The following is a 22,996-nucleotide window of genomic DNA, read 5'->3' as shown; positions in this document are numbered from 1 at the left end:
AGATCGATCCTGACAGGGAACCACAGATTGAAATTATCCTGATTATCAAGTAACACTTGTGTGTGACCATCCTTTATTGATGCGACAAGCTTTAATATCTCAAGTGTAATTTTTTCATTATCCCAAAGATTTAAGTTTAATTTTAAATTTTCTGCTTTATCTTCAAACTGTTTTTGAGAGATTTTAGTCCAGGGCATGGGATGATATTGTTCAATTTTACTAACCAATAAATCAATATCCTGCTTCCACTCCCCTTCTGTTTGGCTTAATATATTGTTGGCAAAAAATATACATACAAACCAAAGCAGTAACATATTTTTCATGACTTATATTTTATATTATACCATTACTTTTTTAATACGACGTTATTATGAATATATAAGTTACCATGATATCAGCTAATTATACCAGGCAAATAATACATCGACAAGAGGTAATATGTAGCGACAAATCTTATTTCAATTTTTTTGACAATAAATCAGATCGATTTGAAATTTGATCTGTAAAAAGGTTATTTGAGTTAAAATCGGCAAAAATTAGCAATTGTGATAAAATCGCTCTTATAATTGGCAAGCAAATACAACTACTCAATCATCATTTTTTGACCATTTTAAATTCAATCGTATGCCCCGGCCTCCATGGTCCGAAAGCATTTTGGAACCACTTATCTATCAATTTTCCTTCTTCAGTAAACTCAAAAGTGTTTTTAAAATCAAAAGATTGCTTAACCTGAGGGTTGGTCTGGGACGGCCATGTCATCTTGCCTTCAATTGTAATTACATCCTTCTCAACAGAAACAAAGCCTGTATTGAAAACCCCATTCGTTTCGATAAAAAAGAAAGCTATTTTCTTTTCAAGATCGTCCCAATAAAAGTAACCTTCACCATATCCACCAAGATCGGCATTCTTTTTAGTACATTTTATAATCGTGCCCTTATCCATTAATTCATAGGTTCTTACAACGGTAAATTCGGCAGAGCCATCCGGTGCTTTTAGTTTACCTTCCCAGGTCTTATTCAGTAATGGTTTGAGAACCTCCAAATTCTTGTTAAGTTCCTGAGCGGAAATGATTGGATTTGCAAATATTGTCATGACAATAACAAGCAAAATTTTTGCTAATAATGATTTCATAGATTAAAAATTAAATGATTAATAATTTATTGAAACAAAGAATGAAGTAAATGATATCTACAAGTAATTTATTCTGGCATTCTTATAATAGGTTCTTGACAAAGTAATGGGGTTGGTAAAATTTTTAAGAAAGACCCTTCCTGTTGAAGAAGAAGTACGTTCGATACTGATAATATTGTTGATGTTGACGATATAGGACCTGTGAATCCTGATAAAATGTTCAGACGGCAAAGATTCTTCCCACTCCCTCATTGACCTCAGTATCAGATGACTTTTACCTTCACTGGTTTTGATGGTAGTATAATCTCTGGAAGCTTCGATTATTTCTATAGAGCTTACCAACACAAATTTCATATTGTGACGTTCTAATATGAGTATTCTATCCGTTATTTTGTACCTTATGCCTTGTTTATTGTTATCGATATTTTTATCGCTTAACTTTTCAAGGGCAGATTTAAGTCGTTCATTCGAAACCGGTTTAAGAATATAATCGAGCGCATTTATTTCGAAAGCCCGGAAAGCGTATTCATCAAATGCAGTTACAAAAATGACCTGGCCCGCAAAATTTATCTGATTCAAAAGATCGAATCCCGTTCCTTCCATGAGTTGAATATCGAGGAAAAGAATATCCGGCTTGAAGGTTTCGATTTCAACAATGGCTTTTGGCATTCTGGTTGACTGCCCAACTAACTCAATTTCAGGAAAATCTTCCAGTTTTTTGGTTAGTGATCGGATTGCCAGTGGCTCATCATCCACGATATAGGCTGTACACTTTTTCATCTTTAGTACATTAATTATTTAAAAATAACTGATGCATGATCAGGGAAAATCTGTGATAAAAAATACCAGTCGTCATTCACTGCTCAAAATAGCCATTTTTCATCATTTAATTGAAATTTCGATACTCACGATAACAGAATCAATGCCTTTATCAATAAAAATTTTAAACTTATCAGTATAAGCATTCTGAAGCCGTTCGATCACATTTCTGATGCCGGTACCTTCATTTGATCCTTGCTCTATCCATTTACCGCTGTTCATGATTTCCAGCACTAATTTTTTGTCATGAATAAATCCTTTTATATCGATTAACAATTTTTCGGGCGAGGTTCTCATCCCATATTTAACTGCATTTTCAACAAATGGCTGAAGAATGAAAGCAACCACCTCTTGCTTAGCTGCCTCTTCGGTAAAAGTCACAGAATAATTAAGCCGATCAGGGAATCGCCTTTTTTCCATTGATAAATACTTTTGGATGATGACCACCTCATCCCTGAGAGGAATATAAAGTTTTTCTTTATCATGAAGCGTAAAACGCAAAAAATCAGATAGTTCGGTAAGCATTAAATCGGCATGCTTAGGATCATCATAAATCAGTGCCTGGATGGAGCTAAGGGAATTGAACAAAAAATGTGGATTTAATTGATAGCGTAGCATTCTGAGCTGGGCAGTTTGAGCCAGTAATAATGCTTTTTCGCCACGCTCTCTTTCATCATCCAAATCCTGCCAGAGCTTAATGCCGAAGTATAATGTACTCCACACCAGCAAGGGCCAAAATTTATCCGCAACCCAAAAAATAATTTTATATGATAAATTATCTGCATAAATATCAACATCAGAGCCTATTCCGTTATTGAAATATTTTTCAATTTGCGTTAATATTCCAGCCCGGATGATTACCCATATAACAGCCACTGTCAATGAACTTAAAGTAACAAGTATTGTGATATAGTATATATTCAGGCGTTGTTTGTAAAATATTCTGTACCATTTTCGCAATAGTAATGAAAAGAAAAAACCAATTAGTGCAGCTAAAACCCAAAAGTAAGGCACTTTATACAGATACATATACGGACGATAAGATGTATCATAATATATGATCAACAGTGACCAACCGATGATTTGAAAAAACCAAAAGCCGGGTCGCTTTGATAATATATTTTTAATTAATCGGTTAAATCCTGACATTTGGCCCATGTATTAAAAAGGGTTTTGTTTAATCGACTACAAAATGAACATCAGATAAATTTACAAATTTTGATGGATTAGAGCTGCAAATTTCAAATGAAACCTTCAACCGCTTTTAACGTGGAATAAAACTATGCTAAGAAGGTAGGGGGAACGCTTCGCCCTGTGAGTCCCATAATTTTGTATTCATTTGTTAATAAGACCACTATGTTTATCAAATGCTAAATACATTTCAATATTAACCAATAAAAATAAGGGTGGAAAAACTATTCGACCAGATGTATCGGGTTTCGACAAGTTCATTTATAGATCGATTAAATGCATTTAAGGAAAAACTATTTCAGCTAGCAAAATTCCAGATCTGTGATAAGGTAACCTCAAACAATAAATTTTACTAGTAAAACCAAGAAAGATGCTGAAATTTATTGATTGTCTTCCAAGTGAAGATAAACTTTGATCCGGTCATATTTTTCGGTAGAATTAGCAAAATTAACTGCTATTTCATAAGTATGATTCGATTTTGAAACAATCGAGGCGTTTTCAATTCCTGTAACCTTAAAATCACTGTAAAATTGAATATTTGCTTTTGAATTAGCCGGAGCTTCGAGCAGGATTTCATATATATTATCTTTTAAGGTGGCTGATATAATCCTTGTTCCTGCTGCATTATCTCCCGGCTGAGGGTTTTGAATTAAAGGTAAAACCGAAATACCGCCATCATAAGTAATGGTAAGTTTTGAAGGTTTTTTTAATTTAAGTTCAACCATTCCATTCTCCTTTGGCCAGGATAAAGGTTGATCATTAAAGGTGCATTCATTGATAATGGCTCCATCCAAATACATTGGCTCGAAATAAATTTTTAATTCATCAGATCCCGAATAATTAAAGGTGTAAGTGACTTTATTTTCATTTCGCTGCATTTCATAATGCAATGTATTCTTCCCAATATTGATGTTTTCAATTTTATAATAATCCCAATTTGCAGGAACGGACGGACCCAACTTTAAAGTATTCAGATTTGCATCCACTTCAAGTCCCAACATCCCCTCAATCAAAGGTTGCACCGCCATGGTTTCCGACCAACATTGATGGGCACAAACCCCGATGGGCCTGTATTCTGTACCATGCAACACTTCCTCAATAAAACCCTTTGCCCAGAATTTATAAACATTGATATTATTCATTAAATGAGAATAAGCCTGCACATGATTCCCGTATTTAAACTCTGCTAAAGACACCCAACCTGTATATAAGGGCCACACACTTCCGGTGTGATATCCTCCCGGATTGAAATGTTTGCTGTCCTCTCCTACAATTCGGCTACCCCAATTCGCAGTGAAGTTATTTGATGCAAACTCATTCAACATATTTCCTGTCTTTTCAGTTTTCAACTGACCGAAATACATTGGGATGGCCGGCATCACCGTTTTTTCCTCAATAAAACTGCCATCTGTATTCAGGCTGTGATTATAAAATGAGGTTTTTTCATTCCAGAAAAGTTCCTGTACTAAATCTGTTACTTTAGAGGCTTCATCCGTGTATTTTTTGTTTTCATCCTTCATTCCCATAATACCGGTCATGTAAGATGCTTCGCTCAATGCTTCGGCCCAGCATGCGGCTAAGTAGAGGGTCGTTTTTCCGCCAAACAAAAACCCACCTTCTACCCAACCATGCCCAACATTTGTATTGTTGATCAGAAAATCTTTGTCCGGGTCGGTAGAATAGCAGTAATTGATTGCTTTTAAAATAGCATTCCAGTTTTTCTTTATAAAATCCTGATCACCGGAAGCCCGCATATATTTACCTGCAAGTATTACAAATAAAGGAGTTGCATCTGCCGCATCATAATGAACTGCCCCTGAAGTGGTCAGCTCATGAAATATCTTTCCATTCATGTGCTGATAACTGATCAGCATTTTTAGTACATCCTTTACTTTTTCATAATCACCATAAGCATTGATGGCAAAGGAGCTCCACTCACTGTCGCGGCCAAAATACCATGCATAACCCGGACGGCCATTCACCGCATGACCACCCCACCATCCTCTGACCGTATTTCCAATTCCTGCCACTAATGATTTTCCAATACCCGGGGTATTCGTAAAATGCCGATCTGTTCCAATGATGGCCCAACGGTAACCAATATTCAAATCCGTATCAGGTGAAGTGATCATCAGTTTGTTTTTAAGCAAATTAGAATAATAATTATGGGAATTTTCATAAATCGAAGCAGGACTTTCCAGTCCGGTTTTGAGATATTCAATAGCGTTGGGATCAGCAAAATGAGAAGCGGCAATCACAACATCCAAAGATTGATCAGCTTTGAATACAGCAAGAGCGCCACATTGCAATTTTTCTGTTTCGGTGAATTGGAAATCCTCATTTTTGTATAATATACTGTCATATTTCCCGATCATCTGCCTTTCCGGCTTTCGGTTCATTCCAACCAATGCATTAAAATTATCCGCCATATCCTTAATGATGAAAGCATTCACCGAATCGTTCCAGGCATAATTAATTCCCCCGATAACCTTTTCAGAATAGGGCCACATTAATCTTAAATTGCTGTTAAAACCAATAAATATTTCAGCCTTAGCATCTCCTTCAAATTCATAATGAATGAGTGTTTGTGGCTTTTCATGATGCACTGAAATAAGTTCAGTTAGCTGAAATTCCCCCAAATTGTATTTTCTGACTAAAGATGCAGGGGTAATTGTAATTTTTGGATTGACGTCGGATAACCAAATCACATCTTTTTTATCCGGAAATTTAATACCGACCCGATAATCTTTAATGGCCATGAATGGATGTGCCCAAATTTCATCAATCCCGCTTTTTTCATGCCCCATCACCATCATTCGCTCACCCGTCAAATCCCAGAATTCATTGGTTTTATTATCAAAATTAAATTGAAGATCGGATGATTTTATCTCTAATTTGTTTGGTTTCGGATAAATAAATGCTTTCTGTTCAGAATCATAGGATTCAACAATACCGCGGTCCTTTGTCCAGTAAAATTCTTGAAGTGCCTCCGTTCCTTTCAGATAAAAAAATGTATTGTTCATGAGTTGACCGAATTCGTCCCAATTATGATTTTGGATATTAAATAAAGCATAGGCCCCAATCGCCAATACTTTGCCCTTTCCTTTTTCGTATTCCAGGATTAACTTTTTTTTCTCATTGAAAGTAATGTACGACCAGTCGATTCCGATGACTTTCCCATTTAATTTTTCATCACCAAAATATCCCCTTACCCTTGTTTTCTGATCTAAGAAAGGATTAAAAACATAGGCTCCTCCATGAAGATTTTTGAATAAAGGGTGATCGATATATGCATGATATCCCAGTTTACGGCCATAACCATCATCAACAGCATTTGCATATTCAAGTTGCGCAATTGATGTTTCAAGACCCAAAGTATGCAGATAGGTGAAAGCTTCCTGCGTGAGTAATAAATTTCCACCTGCTTCCACATATTCGTTAATAAATCCAATTAATTCAGGTGAATTAAAGGCCATAGGGATGCCTAAGGAGTCAGCATAATGAAACCAAATGATATCAAAATCTTCCAGCTTTGTATTGCCACTGATAATTTCATTCAAAAATATTTTTTGAGGATCGTACACATCACCCCTGTCAAGAAATTGAAAAGCAGCCTGAACTTCCGGATCTGAATTCATTTCTTCAGTCACTAAAATCCCGATACTAATTCCACCATTTTGAAAAGGACCAAACAAATAAATCAGGATCATACCAAGGATCAAACCGACCAAAAATAATTCGGAACGAAACCAGGATTTTTTACCTTCTGTAGTTTCCATTTTTTATTTTTTTGAAACATCCATTACGCACCTAAAACCAACCGTTGCATTTCGATTTAATCCCGATCCGACAAGCAGCAACATTTGTCTCTTATCCAGTCGCTGCGGACCACCCTTCACATACCACCAGCTTGATGTGGGATTGTAATAACTACCCCCTCGAATCATGACAAAATAATAACTTCCATTATCATACAAATCGGAAGTCATTTGCCAGACATTCCCGACCATATCCTCAATATTAAAAGGGGATTTACCTTTCGGGAAATCATTAACGTTGGTAAGATATCCTAAATTATTATTGCATAAGGTGGAATCAAATTCTGATCCCCAGGGCCACATATTAGCATTTTTACCTTGTGCAGCATATTGCCATTCAGCCTCTGTCGGGAGACGCTTTCCAATCCATTTCGAATAAGCTTTTGCATCTTCAAAACTGATATAAACGACTGGCTTATCAGCATCTGCCTCATTATATTTATTACCAATCCAGTGTTTTAAATAATTCGTGACATCATCAGGAATATAATTGCTCCCTTTTATGAATTCATGATATTCTTTATTGGTAACAGGATAGGTATCCATATAAAACGGTCCGATTTCTATTAACGTGGAGTCTGCATTTTCAGGATACGGAATAAACTGATCATCGTTTGTAGCATAAAAGGCAAATTTTCCGGTAGGGATGTATTTCATTTTATCTGCAAGCTTCTTACTAAATACTGTTTGCTCTATGACTGATATCAATACCGCTTTTCCTATTTTCCTCTCAATAATTCTTTCATCAAGAAGCAAATTCTCCTTAAAAAGTTGAATTACAATTTTGCCTTCGTATCGCCCGATGATTTTGGACAATTCCAAGGTATCGTTCAATTGATCAATAATTACAGCTTCGTTTTCATATTCCGGATTATTTTTCCAGATTTTATAATGATCTCCGGTTTTTGCATTTAAATACAGAATATCCGCATTATATATTAGGTCAATCTCTTTTGGAAATCCGGCAATACAAGCTACTTCTCCTTCTGAGCGGGTTCCGATGAGTTTTGCCAGATAAGGTTGAATTTCTGCAGGAATCATGATCTTACCATCAATTCGAACAGGTTCAATTTCCCGATGATTCCAAAGATCGATATAATGAACATGATCCACTGCTCCGATTTCAAACAATGGCCCGTCGTGACCACGATAATTAAAACTTAAAATGGTATAAAGGCTTTTTTGATCTGTTTTCCATTCGTTCACCCAAACACTGTCTTTTAAAGATGTAATCAGTGGGGTATAATTATACGAAGTGAAAACATCCGTGTTTTCCCTTAAGATTTTTGTGGTTCTTCCCAGAAATTTATATTCTTCGTCCATCCATTCGGGTCGGCCGGGTGCAAAAGTATTGATCTCGGTGCCATAACCATTAAAAAATGAAACCGCCGTTTCACGATGTATTCGCCCTTGCGATAGCTGGCACACCCTGAAAATAGCGAAATCCGGTTTAATCAGTTTATTCAGGTTAAGCGGGGGCTGATAAAAAATAGCATCATGAACCCTTCCGCTAACAATCCCCGGCATATCTTTTGGAATTGCCATGCCTTCACTGTACATGATCACCCCATTTTTTACCCCATCAGCAGCAGCCTGAAGTTTATAGCTGCTATTCCCCTGACAATCCAAAACCACACCATCTGCATCAACATCTTTGATTATACTTGCCATTCCTACGTAAGGATCTTCAGCTCTGGTACTTTCATCCCATGGATTGTAGGCAATAAAAAAGCGGGTATTAAATTTATCTTTAAATTTTGATATCTCTTTTAACTTGTTCAAACCGCCCGGCAAATCCCGAAAGTGATCCCACTGGTTTCGCTCATCCACCCCCAGTCTTGGCCAGGTTGGCCAAATACCGTAAACATCATAAAAGCCAAAGTATTTAGGTTTCTCCAAAAATTTCTCAATATTAAAATTTTTTGTCAGATAGTCATAAAACTGATGATCCCATGCAAACTGAAGAGTGATTAAATAAGCCGAACGAATCCACTTTAAATCAGTTCGATTGTACAAACTCAGGTCAAATTCTTCCAGATCATAAATCCAACGCTCCTGAAACATTTTTTTCAAGCCATTTTGCCAATCACCTTCAAATTGATCAATATAAATTTCATAATTTAAAACCCCACCCGGAAACAGTTTGCTACTATATCTTGATTTATTTCCCCCCTCAATTTCTTTACGCCGCGAAAGAGCACAGATAGAAACCTCTCCTGATAATGGAAATGAAGAATAGCCCAATTCCCAGGCATTATCAGGAAGTGTAACATCAATTGGCCCATGATGTGGCCGAAATAATTTTGCCCTCGCTAAAGCCTTGGGTCCTTTTGCCGTGATATAAATCCGATCTTTATTCTCTCCAAAAGGAATAATATTAGCAATATCAAGGGTATCCTGGCTCGTATTCGTAAAATGAATTTTAAAAATATAACCGCCTTTGGGGTGAGGGTTCATTTCATATTTATATTCCGGCAAATTGCGGATATTACTGCTATAACCATTCGCTGAAGAAAAAACAACTTGTCCGTTTATTTCGGCACTGAATAAAGGCAACATCTTTGAAGCCTCATCATAAGAAACCAATACTTCTCCGTTGTATAACCAAATATTAAAATTCTGTGTTCTTACGAATGGATTCAATAAAAGAATAAAACAACCGAACAGTATTAATTTTTTCATCATTTTATGGATTTACCCCAAATTTATAAATGGTTTTTTGTGTGTATTTTTCTCCTGGATTTAGAAGGGTTGAAGGAAAATTAGCATGGTTTGGTGAATCGGGATAATGTTGTGTTTCTAAACAAAAAGCTGATCTGAATTGATATAAAGTCCCATTATGTCCTTTGTCGGTATTGTCCAGAAAATTACCTGAATAAAATTGCAAAGCCGGTTCGGTCGTATATACTTCCATTGTTCTTCCGGTTGATGGCTCATATACCCTGGCAGCTAATGTCAGTTCATTTGCATCTTTGTTCAGCACCCAATTATGATCGTATCCCTTTCCCATTTTCAGCTGTTCATAATCTTCTTCTATTCTTTGTCCTATCGGGATTTGTGTACGGAAATCCATGGGTGTATTTTCAACATTCATGATCTCTCCTGTTGGGATAAGACCTGCATCTACAGGTGTATAAGCATTAGCATTGATCATGAGTTCATGATCAAGAATGGGGCTTATACCACCATCTTTTAAATTGAAAAACGAATGATGTGTAAGATTCAGAACAGTGGGTTGATCAGTTTCAGCCAGATAATTGATTTCGATCTCATTGTTTTCCGTTAAGGTATAGGTTACCTGAATATCCATATTCCCGGGGTATCCTTCTTCGCCATCCTTACTTAAATAATGCAGTTTAACAGCATTTTCAGAATATTCGAGGATGTCCCAAAACACATTATTATAACCGATATTTCCCCCATGCAAATGATTTTCACCATTATTTCGGGCAAGCTCGGAAATTTTCCCGTTTAGCTCAAATTTACCATTGGCAATCCTGTTTCCATATCTTCCGATCAATGCACCAAAATAAGGATTGCCATTCAAATATTCTTCAGGAGTATCAAATCCCAGAACGACTTCCCCAAAATTCCCTTCTTTATCAGGCACAAATATTGACATAATGCTGCCGCCAAAATTGCTGATTTTTACTTTCATCCCGGTAGCATTGCTCAATTCCACTTCCTGGAATTTTTCATTTGTTTGATTCATTTTCTGTTTCTGATTTTTAGAAGTGCAGGCTGCCATGTTTATTAAAAACAGAACCGCTAATATCAAATTTCTCGTCATTTGAATATGTATTTATTCAACTTTCCATTCCAAAATTCCTCCTGAAAAATTGTTTTGTAATTGAATTTCAATCCTCATTGCTTTGGTTTTTACCGGAAAAATTTCAATCGAATTCAGGGCATCTTTTATAACAGGATATGCACCATTCTTTTTCACTTCTACCCATTGATCGTCCTTCAGATAAAAAGCTTTCCAGCTTTCGGGGATTCTGCAACCTCCGCCTGGTCCGTCATCAAACCAATATATATGAATAAATGAAACTACGGTCTCATTTTTAAAATCATATTGTACCCATTCATGGGTTCCTTTGTGACTCCAAAAAGTCAATCGGGGAATTTCCTGATCATTTGAATTTTTCGGGTTGATTTGATCATTTACTGCTGATAGCTGATCATATATATAAGATGCCGTAACATAACTCTCAGAAGCCTTAGTTGGTGGTAAAGTGGGATTTGAAGCCGATTCGGTAAAAGGAAGCCAAACGGCCATTTCACCATTCCCGCGATGGGCCCAGGCATAATAAGGAATGAGCATCAAATTTTGTTCTGTTTTTTTAAACTCTTTATTTTGATCAAATGAAACCTGGTAAGCTTTTGATTCAAGGGTAGTGATACCGTTTAATAAATCAGCTTGATGAACCGATGTAAATTTCAAATCAGGATCAATCATCAGGTTTCTTGCCCTATCTCCATTGTCAATGCCTTCGGCACAATAAACTATGGGACCCCGGCTGAAAGCCATCTTTTCTTTATCTTCAGCTACCTTTTCGTTTGCCAATATTTTTTGCACCGGCATCGGAATACTCAACCGGATATGATCTCCGGTTTTCCAATCCTTATCAATTAAGGCATATCCTGATTCAATCGAATATTGATAAGGTTCTCCATTTACCAATATTTTAATTTCTTCCTCTGTTTTTTCTCTAAAAGAATAAAGATCACCGGGCATTGGTTGGTTTCGGGCCCATAATGGTAACCTAAGCGCAACTATAAATTTAGCGGGTGATTCCGGATTGATATTTAAATCAACTTCGCCATCCCAGGGATAATCTGTTCTTTGCTCAATTTTGATTTTTACATCCTGCATTTCTATTTCCGCGCTATTGCCAATAAATAAGTTTACAAAGAGCTTTTTATCCTGATGAGCGTAAATATAAGCAGGTAATGAAGGGAGAAAACGTGCTACGTTGGTAGGACAACATGAACAATCGAACCATGGAGCGCGTTCATGACTCCCATCCGATTCCAATGGATTTGGATAAAAGAATTTATCGCCCTGAAAACTGACTCCAGAAAGAAATCCATTATAAAGTGTCCGTTCCAAAACATCAATGTATTTCGATTCACCTGAAAGCAGAAACATCCGCTGATTCCAGAGCATGTTGGCAATGGCCGCACATGTTTCATTGTAAGCCGTCAGATTCGGCAAATAATAATCCGGCCCGAAAGCTTCCCCATCATGCATTGCACCTATTCCTCCGGTAATATAAGTTTTTCGTGTAACGACATTGTTCCATAGCGTATCGATAGCTTTCAGGTAATCTTTATCACCGGTTAATGCAGCAATATCTGCCATGCCGGTGTACATATACGCAGCTCTGACTGCATGCCCAACTGCCTCGCATTGTTTGGTTACCGGCTGATGATCCTGGGTATAAATCGGACTGCTACCACCGTAATCGTAGGTATAAGGAGTGCGGGTTATCGTATCTCCTCTTTGATCCAGAAAATATTTAGCCATCTTTAAATACTTCTCATCTCTCGTTGTACGGTATAGTTTTACAAGTCCAATCTCTATTTCCTGGTGTCCGGGTACATCATGCAATTGATTTGCTTCAGGCCCGAAAACCGAACAGACCAGATTTGCACTTTTTAATGCGACATTGAGAAAAGTTTTCTTGCCTGTTGCTTCATAATAGGCTACTGCCGCTTCGTACATATGTCCGATATTATAGAGCTCATGACTTTGTTTCAACATCGACCAGCGTGATTCTCCTGCATTGCTTATAAGCGTATCCGGATTTATAGTCCTGGCTGTGTACAAATATCCATCATCTTCCTGAGCAGCGGCAACCAGCGCAATAACACTATCCATGTATTTTTCAAGTACCGGATCGGGATAGGTACTTAAAGAGTATGCGGCCGCTTCCATCACTTTATAAACATCCGAATCGTTGTACCTGATTCCTTTGAATGAACCCTCCTTTATTCTACCTGCTACGGCAAAATTATTGATCCGGTCTGTTTCTTCACACTTTTGAAAATCATAAGGGATGGTAACTTTCCGATTGGTTTCAAGACGGGGGAGCCAAAAATGATCTGTCAGTTTAACATCTGCAAAAGATACTGGCTGTACGGGATAATCCTTACTTGTTCTAATGGATGAACTACATCCACTTAATATTAACAGAGTTATAAGAACAAATATTTTATTTTTCATGATTTTAGATTTTATTTGAAATATGAAATTTACTATGATTTCTTATAAAATCCTAAACAGCTCCATATAAATAATTAAGGAATTTTAAGAAGCTTGAACAAGTTAGCCTAAAATATCTACTATTTTCTCCAAAAGCTTAAATCAACTTGTTTTTCGATATTTTTTTCCTGCCGATCGGGTAAAGCAAAATAAAAATCCTTTCCTATAATCAACTCAATACTATCCACTGTGGCAGCATAATCAAATATCTCGCCCTCGCATTTTTCATTTGGGAAAACAAATCCAATACTTTGTTTTATTGAATCGTTGTAGATCAAAATAGTTTTATAAAAATGTGTCGGGATCATCACTGCATTGTCGCCAATCGTTTTTGTTGACTGATTGCAAATAGGCCCGGTAGTGACATAAATAACTTCGTATATTTTTGCCCAATCACGCACTTTTTCCTCTAGCTTTTTCCATATACCTCGATTAAACCCTGGTAACTGAGGCGAAATATTGCTGAAATAAAAACTTTCTTTCATGGCCTGCTCATTCCAGGCCATATCTGCGGCAGGTGCTAAATGCCCCTTATCGTAGCCCGAATTTTTATAATCCGAATTATCAGCACTACCAGTCAGTACCATTGTATCAACCAAAAACTTATCGGTTCGATCAAAATTTGGGACCATTTCGGATGCCAATAGCTGATAGGATACCCAATCAGCCTGTTCATTTGTTTCATTGTAAACCAATGAATATGCGAAATGCTTAATATAATCTTTACCATCGTGTTTCGGTTCTTCTATTAATCCTGATTTAGGTGCGATGCAGGATGATAAGATCAATAAACTGAATAATTCAAAAGTTTTCTTCATGGTTGATTTTTTATAAACTCAATTGGTTCATTACAATCTTTATAATTGATAGATTAAATATAATTCTTTTAAATCATCTTTATGTTTAGGTAAACCAAAAATCAACATAAATTAGTATTTTTACCATCGCAATCTTTCGACCCAAGCATATAAATTTGATGCAAAATTCAGGTTTCTTAAAATTGAAAAAAGCGAAGGCAGAATGTATAAATTCATTTCTATTAGACAAAAACATTTACATACAGGCAAATGAGCTTATTTAACGCAAATAATATTACAAAACGGTTTTCGAACCATACGGCCTTAAAATCGGTGAGTATTGAGGTGCCGAAACAAAGTATTTTCGGGCTTTTGGGGCCAAACGGAGCAGGGAAAACCACCCTTATCCGTATCATGAACCAGATCACGGCACCCGACGAAGGTGAGCTTCTCTTTAATTCAGAAAAACTTCAACTAAAACACATTTACAAAATTGGGTACTTACCCGAAGAAAGAGGTTTATATAAAAAGATGAAGGTAGGAGAACAGGCCATCTACCTCGCTCAATTGAAAGGGTTAAGCCGTAACGATGCCATCAAAAAGCTAAAGTATTGGTTTGAAAAATTTGATATCGGAACTTGGTGGAACCGCAAAGTTGAAGAACTTTCAAAAGGGATGCAGCAAAAAGTCCAGTTTATTGTTACCATTTTGCATGAACCTGAATTACTCATTTTTGACGAACCATTCAGTGGTTTTGACCCCATCAATGTAAACCTGCTTAAAGAGGAAATTTTAAAACTTAAAAAAGATGGTGCTACCATTATTTTTTCAACTCACAACATGGCTTCGGTTGAAGAATTATGCGACCATATTGCACTGATTAATCAATCTGAAAAAATATTGGAAGGCAGGGTGAGTGAAATCAAAACTCATTACAAGTCGAATACTTTTACTTTAGAATACAGTGGTTACATGGGCTCCATTAAATCAATCACAAACAATCAATTTGAAGTGAGCCAAACCAATTTAGAAGATGGGAGATCTCAAGCTACCATTAAACTGAATAATGGTGATGCCAATCAATTGTTGGGGATCCTTATTCCACACTTAAAAATCCATTCATTTAATGAAGTGATCCCAAGTATGAACGATATTTTTATCAGCAGGGTTGCCGAGGCAAATGCATCAAAATTAAATTAAGGTTATGAATAAAATTAAACTCATTATACAAAGAGAATATCTGACCCGCGTTAGAAAAAAATCATTCATCGTCATGACCATTTTAGGTCCTTTACTCATGGCTGCGATGATGATTGTACCTGCATTCTTAGCGACCATGTCGGATACCAGTGACCGAAAAATTGCGGTATTGGACGAAACAGGAATTTTTTACAATAAACTTCAAAATGATGAGCATCTTCAGTTTTATCATGTGCATACCGATTTGAATACGGCTAAAGAGAATATGAAAACCAATGGGGATTATGCCTTGCTGTACATCCCGAAAACAGAAGTTGCCCTTCCGACTTCAGCCATCATTTATTCCGAAAAACAACCAAACCTCGATACCAAAAGCTATATCCGTCGAATAATGGGCAAGGAAATTGAAGAACAGAAATTACTGCTTCAAATCAATAAATTAAAACTTGATGAGGCCGATCGCGAAATCGCCATGGATATTCCAATTTCTATTAAAACATCGATAAACCTTACCACTTATAAACTCTCAGAAGGTGAAGCTGAACAAAAAACCTATACCGAAATTGCCATGGTGATCGGAATTTTCACAGGAATCCTGATCTATTTTTTCATTTTCTTTTTCGGTGCTCAGGTTATGCGTGGCGTAATTGAGGAAAAAACAAGTCGAATAATTGAAGTGATTATCTCATCGGTCAAACCCTTCCAATTAATGATGGGGAAAATAGTCGGAATTGGTCTGGTTGGACTAACACAACTATCTCTTTGGATCGTTCTGACAGCAAGCATTGTCGGTGTTTTTCAAATTGCTTTTAAAGATAAAATGCCCAACCAAAGTGCCATGGTAATGAATAATACTCAAATGGTACAGGGCAATGCATTAGCTGAGGTATCAAGTGATGAAAGTGATTTAACTGCAGTTTTTGAAGCTATTTCGTCCATCAATTTTGGGATCATAATCTTCGCGTTTATTTTCTTCTTTCTGACAGGGTACCTTTTGTATGCTGCCCTATTTGCTGCCGTTGGTTCGGCAGTTGATAGTGAGGCGGATACTCAACAGTTTATGCTGCCGATCACCATTCCGCTCATATTTGCCATGATTATGGCCCAATTCATCATTCGTGATCCGGAAGGACCGGTTGCATTTTGGTTGTCCATTATTCCGCTCACCTCTCCTATCATCATGATGATCCGTATTCCATTTGGTGTTCCTTATACCGAATTAGCCCTATCCATGGTTTTACTGGTAGCAGGCTTTTTATTTACCACCTGGATGGCCGGAAGAATTTACCGAACCGGAATTTTGATGTATGGTAAAAAACCCAGCTATAAAGACTTGTATAAGTGGATAAAGTACAAAGGATAATTTGAAAATTTGGTAATTTGAAAATTTGATGATTTGAAAATTAATGAGTCAATTAAACGATATGTCAATGTGATATTTAAATAAGGTAACCAATCCGGTTTTTACAGAGCGAAATATAACACATTAACCAAGTCGAAGAGCAGAAGTATTTTTCTCAACAGAGAATTAAGAAGAATTTAAAATGATAAAAAAACAGAAACTGGGCAATAGTGATTTAATGGCATCAGCAATCGGGTTGGGATGTATGGGAATGTCGGAATGGTATGGCCCAACCAATGATGAGGAATCAATTGCTACCATTAAATTGGCTCTTGAGATGGGTCTAAACTTTTTCGACACGGCCGATGTATATGGCAATGGACACAATGAGACTTTTGTTGGTAAAGCACTGAAAAAGGTTCGTCATAAGGTAATCATTGCAACTAAATTCGGGTTCCTTCCCAGCGAAGGAGGGCTTAATGGCCGTCCGGAATATGTAAAAAAAGCTTGTGATGCAAGCTTGCTGCGACTGGGAACAGATTATATAGATTTGTACTATTTGCATCGTATCGACCCCAATGTTCCGATTGAGGAAACTGTTGGAGCAATGGCTAATCTTGTTCATGAGGGAAAAGTCAGGTATCTCGGACTTTCCGAAGTTTCGGTTAAAAGTCTGAAAAGGGCTTATGCCATTCATCCAATAACAGCACTTCAATCTGAATATTCGATTTGGGTTCGAGATATTGAAACCGAAATTATGGCTGCCTGTCGGGAGTTAAAAGTGGCAATAGTTCCATACAGTCCTTTGGGACGGGGGTTTTTAACCGGTAAACTAAAGAGTGTAGAACAAATCAGTGGCGAAAAAGATTACCGAAAAGACATTCCATTATTTCAGGGTGACAATTTTGAATCTAATTTAAAAATCGTTGAAGCATTAGAAAAAATCGCCACAGCCAAAAACTGCAAAACAAGCCAGATTGCATTGGCATGGATCCGATCGCAGGGAAATGATATTTTTCCGATCCCCGGTACTAAACGAAGAACTTACGTCAAAGAAAATCTTGAGTCTTTAAAAATCGAATTATCACCTGATGAATTGGAAAGCATTAATCAAATCTCAAAACTGGTTCAGGGTAACCGGAAAAATGATTCGGGAATGAAGTTAGTGGATAGATAATTTGAAAATTTACCCTTCGACTGCGCTCAGGGTACATTTTTTATACCGAAAAAATTAAATGTTTTTTTGATAATTAGGTTTACTTTTCAGACCCTCCCCCAACCCCTCCCTAAAATAAATTAGGGAGGGGAGTTTGTCTTGTCCTAAAATAGGTTTACAAAAAAAAGTTAGTTGGTTAAAATAATTTTAAGCCCCTCCCACGTGAGGGAGTGGTTGGGGTGGGTCAGAAGAATTGAAGCAACTTACAATTTTAGTAGGCACCTCATTCACATTTTTCAATTCCTCATTTTTAAAGTGAAGCATTTGAATTCCTTTGGATTGAATGATTTCATCCCTCCATTTATCATATTCTTTTTGATAATCATGGATTTTCCCATCCAACTCAATCACCAGTTTTTCTTCTGCACAATAAAAATCAGCCACAAAAAAGAATAGTTCTTTTCGATTCGATTCGTAAATTATTGGGTGTTGTCTTAAGAATTTCCGTACGTCAACTTGGCGCTTTCGAAGAAATTGCCAAAGAATTATTTCCTCTTTGGTTTGGTTATTCCTTAAACCACGAGTTATCTTCTTCAAATCTGCATACTTCATAATTAAAGCTGTTTACAGATTAATACCTATTCAATGAATATGTTCCGGCAAACGTCGGTTCTTAAGAATAAAAAAATGATCGGGATTATACTTGGCAGCAGCTTAACACCTTAATAGGCCAAAATTTAATTCTATCTTAAAATATTCAGTTTTTATACTCAAATCGAGGCAAAAAGTGAAGACTTGTCAAAAAAATAATGTCAATTTAACATTGAGTCAGGCAAGCTAATAATCGTCTAATCCAATAATTATAAGAAAGATTTCAGTTAAAAGAATTAGTCATCATAATCATCAGAGGGTTCATCCTCTTCTGCGTATTTTTCTTCGTAGTCTTCTTTTACATTATCTTTCAATACACCAAAATCATCGAAATCATCATCGTCATCCACAATTTTTTTTGCTTTGACAATTGTCATCCGAACCAAGTACATCCGGTCTTCTGTTTCGAAAGGTAATGCACTAACCCTTAATCCATTTTTATCGTAAAAACCTATCAAATGTTCGCTAAAACCGGTAGGATATGCCAATTTGATCTGTTCTTGCATTTCCTCACTCAGTTTTTCATAATCCTTGATAACTTTGGGTTTGTTCTTTGATTCCATTTTCAATCAATTAAAATAATACTACCACCCTAGCAAATAGGCAAAAATCAATGGTGCAACAATGGTAGCATCAGATTCAATAATATATTTAGGCGTATCGATACCCAGTTTGCCCCACGTAATTTTTTCGTTGGGAACCGCTCCTGAGTATGAACCGTAACTTGTAGTCGAATCGCTGATTTGGCAAAAATAACTCCAGAATGGAGTATCTGTTCTTTCCAAATCCTGATAAAGCATCGGAACTACGCATATAGGGAAATCACCTGCGATGCCTCCTCCTATTTGAAAAAATCCAATGCCTTCTGTTCCTGAATTTTTGGTGTACCATTCTGCCAGAAAAGTCATGTATTCAATCCCTGATTTCATGGTTGAAGGTTTCAATTCACCTTTGATGCAATAAGAAGCAAAAATATTGCCCATGGTCGAGTCTTCCCATCCGGGAACAATGATGGGTAAATTCTTTTTGGCAGCAGCTAACATCCAACTGTTTTGCGGATCAATTTCATAATATTGTTCGAGTACTCCAGAAAGCAACATCTTGTACATGAATTCATGTGGGAAATAGCGTTCTCCTTTATCCTCGGCATCTTTCCAAATTTTGAAAATGTGAGCTTGTAATCTACGGAAAGCTTCTTCTTCGGGGATGCAGGTATCGGTAACCCGATTCAATCCTTCTTCAAGCAATTCCCACTCTTGTTCAGGGGTTAAATCCCTGTAATTTGGAACCCTTTTATAATGCGAATGGGCAACCATATTCATTAAATCTTCTTCTAAATTCGCACCGGTACAACTGATAATTTGAACTTTATCCTGTCGGATGATTTCAGCCAACGATTTACCTAATTCGGCAGTACTCATTGCACCTGCCAGGGTGATCATCATTTTTTTGCCTTCGGTCAAATGTTTTTCGTAGCCTTTAGCAGCATCGACAAGGCTTGCAGCATTAAAATGTTTATAATGTTCGAGCATGAACTCGCTAATCGGACCTCTATTTTTCATGATTGCTAAATTTATAGCTTAACATTTTATAATACAACTTTGCGACCAAAAAATTTGCAGGTTTATAACCTGCCATTGGCGCCAATTCTACAATATCAAATCCAAGTACGTTTTTTTGTTCAAACACTTTTTTCAGATATTTTATCGTGGTATTCCAATTTAATCCTCCAGGCTCCGGAGTTCCGGTTGCAGGCATGATGGATGGATCAAAAACATCCAGATCGAGTGTGATATAAACTTTATCCGTCATTAGTTTTATCGATTCATCCATCCAATTAGTTTGATGATGCATGTCTTCGGCAAAAAAACATTTTTTCCTATTTAAAAATGGTTTTTCCACGGTATCCATACTTCTTATCCCAACCTGAATTAAATTCGCATGTTTTGATGCATCATGAACTGCACAAGCATGATTATAGGGTGTTCCACCATATTCCGGTCGCAAATCGGCATGCGCATCCAATTGTAGTATGGTAATATCAGGGTACTTTTCGTAATAAGCTTTCAAAATACCAATGCTAACAGAATGCTCGCCACCAAAAAAGGTGAGGAATTTATTAAGTGATAATAATTTTTTCGTACTCTCCAGTACCGTATTAAAAACTGCTTCAGGAGAAGATTTCTCAGTAATTTCAGGAATAATATGAATTCCTTTTTTATAAACTTCCGAATCGGTTTCGATATCGTAAAGTTCCATATTTTCGGTTGCTTCGATAAAAGCTCCGAAGGCTTCATCGGCTCCTTTCCCCCATGTACTCGTACCATCGTAGGGTATTGACTGCAGTAATATTGCAGCTTTTTCGAAAGAAGCAAATTTGTCTTCTATGCCCCCAAAATTCCTCATTCTGTATAACCTAAAATATTAAACATCTCAGTAACCGATTGTTCGTTTCGATATACGTAATCTATAAAATTACCTTTTTCATCTCTGTCAATGATCACATGTGCAGGCGAAGGAATCAAACAATGCTTAATCCCACCATATCCACTAATTGAATCCTGATAAGCCCCGGTGTGGAAAAATCCCAAATACAAGGGTTCTTCTTCTTCATCTTTGTATGTAGGCAATAAAACTTCCTGATTCAGGTCTTCAGAATTATAATAATCGGAATGGTCGCAACTGATCCCGCCAATATTTACACGGGTATATTCATTGTCCCATTTGTTGATGGGCAATAAAATAAATTTTTCGTGCGATGACCATGCATCCGGAATGGTATTCATCAAACTGTTGTTAATGATGTACCACAATTCGGTGTCGTTTTGTTGCTTTTGTTCAAGCACTTTAAAAATAATAGCGCTACTCTCGCCAACGGTATATTTCCCGAACTCAGTAAAAATATCAGGTTCTTCAACTTTATCGTTTTCACAAGTTTCCTTAATATTTTTAATAATTTCATTAATCATGTATTCATAATCATACTCAAATCCCAAGTGATTGCGAATAGGAAATCCTCCACCCAAATTCAGGGCATATAAAGATGGCGACTGCTTTTTAAGTTCAACATAGAGTTTGAGTGCTTTTTGAAATTCTCCCCAATAATATAAACTGTCCTTTATCCCTGAGTCAACAAAAAAGTGAAACATAATTAATTCTACCCGTTTATTATCTTTAATGTGTTCATTAAAAAAATCGAGCATCTCAGTGTTGGGTATTCCTAAACGTGAAGTATAGTAAGCAGATTGGGGCTCCTCATTGATTGACATTCTGAGTCCAATTTTGATTTTTTTATCACCAGCGATTTTAAGTAATCGTGTCAGTTCCGACTGACTATCCAGGATAATTACTGAATTTTTAAAACCTTTTTTCTGAAGCAACATGATTTTATGAATATAGTCGTCAGTTTTATATCCATTATGCACGATCAATCGGGAAGGACTTATTTTCCCGTTCTTAAAAAGATTCAGGATTAGATCAATATCAAATGCCGACGAAGTTTCAAGATTGACATTATGATTTAATGCCTCGTTCAGAACATGATGAAAGTGGTTACATTTAGTACAATAACAATAGAAGTATCTGCCATTGTAATTGTTATTACGGATAGCCCTGTTAAAAAGGTTACGTGCTTTTTTAATCTGATCGCCAATTTTTGGTAAATAAATCAAATTGAATGGCGTTCCGTATTTATCGATCAAATACTTTAATGAAATTCCATTAAATGTCAAATATTTATCACGCAAATCAAAGCCTTCCTGTGGGAAGTAAAAACTTTGCTCTACAAGGTCAAAATATGAATTTCTCATTCGCTTTAAGTATAAAATATTAAAAAAACCCCGGTAAAAAGAATGAATCTCTTTCCAAGCAAAAAAAACAATTAAATTTTTATTCGGATTATTTGAGGCGAAAACAGGCTCGCTACATCATCCATTTTAATGCAGTAATATAGGTAAATTTTATGCTTAATCAAGCTTTTGACCGATGAACTTTTTAGTCTATAACCTAGATTTTGTATTACAGATATTGGGGCAGGATGATAAGAAACGGTATCAAAGGAAGTATTGTTTAATTCAGTATTTGGTATTGTTGTGAAACCAAACATTCTTTGTTTTCTCAGAAACATCCCTTTAAGGGTATAAAGCAAATCACTTTTGGAGGTTACATTCATCAGCTATGTCATAAATTTAATTTTAAAAAGAGCGCAAATTTATAAATTAAATCTAAAAATAAGGACTTTTTTTTCATGCTGCAATTTTTTTATTGTCAAACTATGCCTTACAAAGTCATGCATGACAATTCTAAATAATTGAAATTTCAAATTATTATTCGGATTTCGAACAAAATAAAAAAAATTCTTAAAGTTGACTATCCCCATGGCAAGCCAAGGAGTACTTGCCTGACCTGCCAGCCCGGTCTGGCGGCAAGCAGGTTTTGTCAACTTTATTTCAGTAAGCTGAAAATCGAGTTTTCATTATTTCACCCCTCTGTCAGTCATTCGACTGACATCCCTGCCCGCGGCAAGGCAGGTCCCCTGATTTTCAGGAGAAAGTAATAGGAAACCTCGCGGCAAGCCACGAGGAATTGTTTGATTAAAAATTACATATTATCAATTTGTTAAAA

General features: G+C 36.5%; 17 protein-coding genes. 3 read left to right on the top strand and 14 right to left on the bottom strand.

Annotated elements, in window-relative coordinates:
• From KKG99_08275 to KKG99_08235, 9 genes are all read right to left on the bottom strand, one after another.
• Positions 1 to 323, bottom strand: a 323-nt coding sequence (locus KKG99_08275) for a hypothetical protein (GenBank protein ID MBU1012989.1), incomplete at its 3' end; no start/stop codon positions are given.
• 271 nt (positions 324 to 594) lie between these two features.
• Positions 595 to 1,131 carry a hypothetical protein gene (locus KKG99_08270; GenBank protein MBU1012988.1) on the bottom strand — a complete coding sequence of 179 codons (537 nt, stop codon included), beginning with the start codon at positions 1,129 to 1,131 and terminating at the stop codon, positions 595 to 597.
• A gap of 57 nt (positions 1,132 to 1,188) precedes the next feature.
• On the bottom strand, positions 1,189 to 1,911 hold the full coding sequence (locus tag KKG99_08265; protein MBU1012987.1) for a LytTR family DNA-binding domain-containing protein: 723 nt from the start codon (positions 1,909 to 1,911) through the stop codon (positions 1,189 to 1,191).
• A 102-nt stretch (positions 1,912 to 2,013) separates the two neighbouring features.
• A complete protein-coding gene (locus KKG99_08260) occupies positions 2,014 to 3,099 on the bottom strand; it encodes a histidine kinase (GenBank protein MBU1012986.1) in 1,086 nt (361 codons plus the stop codon).
• 422 nt (positions 3,100 to 3,521) lie between these two features.
• Positions 3,522 to 6,920, bottom strand: a complete 3,399-nt coding sequence (locus KKG99_08255; protein MBU1012985.1) for a DUF4960 domain-containing protein — start codon at positions 6,918 to 6,920, stop codon at positions 3,522 to 3,524.
• Between the two features lie 3 nt (positions 6,921 to 6,923).
• Positions 6,924 to 9,644: a formylglycine-generating enzyme family protein gene (locus tag KKG99_08250; GenBank protein ID MBU1012984.1), complete on the bottom strand. Its 2,721-nt coding sequence runs from the start codon at positions 9,642 to 9,644 to the stop codon at positions 6,924 to 6,926.
• 1 nt (position 9,645) lies between these two features.
• Positions 9,646 to 10,749: a galactose mutarotase gene (locus KKG99_08245; protein ID MBU1012983.1), complete on the bottom strand. Its 1,104-nt coding sequence runs from the start codon at positions 10,747 to 10,749 to the stop codon at positions 9,646 to 9,648.
• Positions 10,750 to 10,761: 12 nt separating this feature from the next.
• The gene (locus KKG99_08240; GenBank protein MBU1012982.1) at positions 10,762 to 13,188 is read right to left on the bottom strand and encodes a glycoside hydrolase family 127 protein; all 2,427 of its coding nucleotides are present in this window, start codon (positions 13,186 to 13,188) and stop codon (positions 10,762 to 10,764) included.
• Positions 13,189 to 13,307: 119 nt separating this feature from the next.
• Entirely contained in the window at positions 13,308 to 14,045 is a 738-nt protein-coding gene (locus tag KKG99_08235) for a DNA/RNA non-specific endonuclease (GenBank protein ID MBU1012981.1), read from the bottom strand.
• 249 nt (positions 14,046 to 14,294) lie between these two features.
• Here KKG99_08235 and KKG99_08230 point away from each other — a divergent pair, with 249 nt between their 5' ends.
• The 3 genes from KKG99_08230 (at position 14,295) to KKG99_08220 (ending at position 17,743) form a co-directional block, all read left to right on the top strand.
• Positions 14,295 to 15,224 carry an ATP-binding cassette domain-containing protein gene (locus tag KKG99_08230; GenBank protein MBU1012980.1) on the top strand — a complete coding sequence of 310 codons (930 nt, stop codon included), beginning with the start codon at positions 14,295 to 14,297 and terminating at the stop codon, positions 15,222 to 15,224.
• Between the two features lie 4 nt (positions 15,225 to 15,228).
• Positions 15,229 to 16,587, top strand: coding sequence for an ABC transporter permease (locus KKG99_08225; GenBank protein MBU1012979.1), 1,359 nt, complete (start codon positions 15,229 to 15,231; stop codon positions 16,585 to 16,587).
• Positions 16,588 to 16,771: 184 nt separating this feature from the next.
• A complete protein-coding gene (locus tag KKG99_08220) occupies positions 16,772 to 17,743 on the top strand; it encodes an aldo/keto reductase (GenBank protein ID MBU1012978.1) in 972 nt (323 codons plus the stop codon).
• Between the two features lie 186 nt (positions 17,744 to 17,929).
• Here the strand turns inward: KKG99_08220 and KKG99_08215 are convergent, their stop codons facing one another.
• From KKG99_08215 to KKG99_08195, 5 genes are all read right to left on the bottom strand, one after another.
• Entirely contained in the window at positions 17,930 to 18,334 is a 405-nt protein-coding gene (locus KKG99_08215) for an endonuclease domain-containing protein (protein ID MBU1012977.1), read from the bottom strand.
• 275 nt (positions 18,335 to 18,609) lie between these two features.
• Positions 18,610 to 18,936: a hypothetical protein gene (locus tag KKG99_08210; GenBank protein ID MBU1012976.1), complete on the bottom strand. Its 327-nt coding sequence runs from the start codon at positions 18,934 to 18,936 to the stop codon at positions 18,610 to 18,612.
• A 21-nt stretch (positions 18,937 to 18,957) separates the two neighbouring features.
• Positions 18,958 to 19,935 carry a deoxyhypusine synthase family protein gene (locus tag KKG99_08205; GenBank protein ID MBU1012975.1) on the bottom strand — a complete coding sequence of 326 codons (978 nt, stop codon included), beginning with the start codon at positions 19,933 to 19,935 and terminating at the stop codon, positions 18,958 to 18,960.
• The gene (gene speB, locus KKG99_08200) at positions 19,925 to 20,779 is read right to left on the bottom strand and encodes an agmatinase (GenBank protein ID MBU1012974.1); all 855 of its coding nucleotides are present in this window, start codon (positions 20,777 to 20,779) and stop codon (positions 19,925 to 19,927) included. The genes KKG99_08205 and speB overlap by 11 nt, the downstream gene beginning before the upstream one ends.
• Entirely contained in the window at positions 20,776 to 22,182 is a 1,407-nt protein-coding gene (locus KKG99_08195; protein ID MBU1012973.1) for an arginine decarboxylase, read from the bottom strand. The genes speB and KKG99_08195 overlap by 4 nt, the downstream gene beginning before the upstream one ends.
• Between the last annotated feature and the right edge of the window lie 814 nt (positions 22,183 to 22,996).

Source organism: Bacteroidota bacterium (assembly GCA_018816945.1).
GTDB lineage: Bacteria > Bacteroidota > Bacteroidia > Bacteroidales.
The sequence above is the reverse complement of the archived record's forward strand: the minus strand, read 5'-3'. Positions and strand labels throughout refer to the sequence as shown.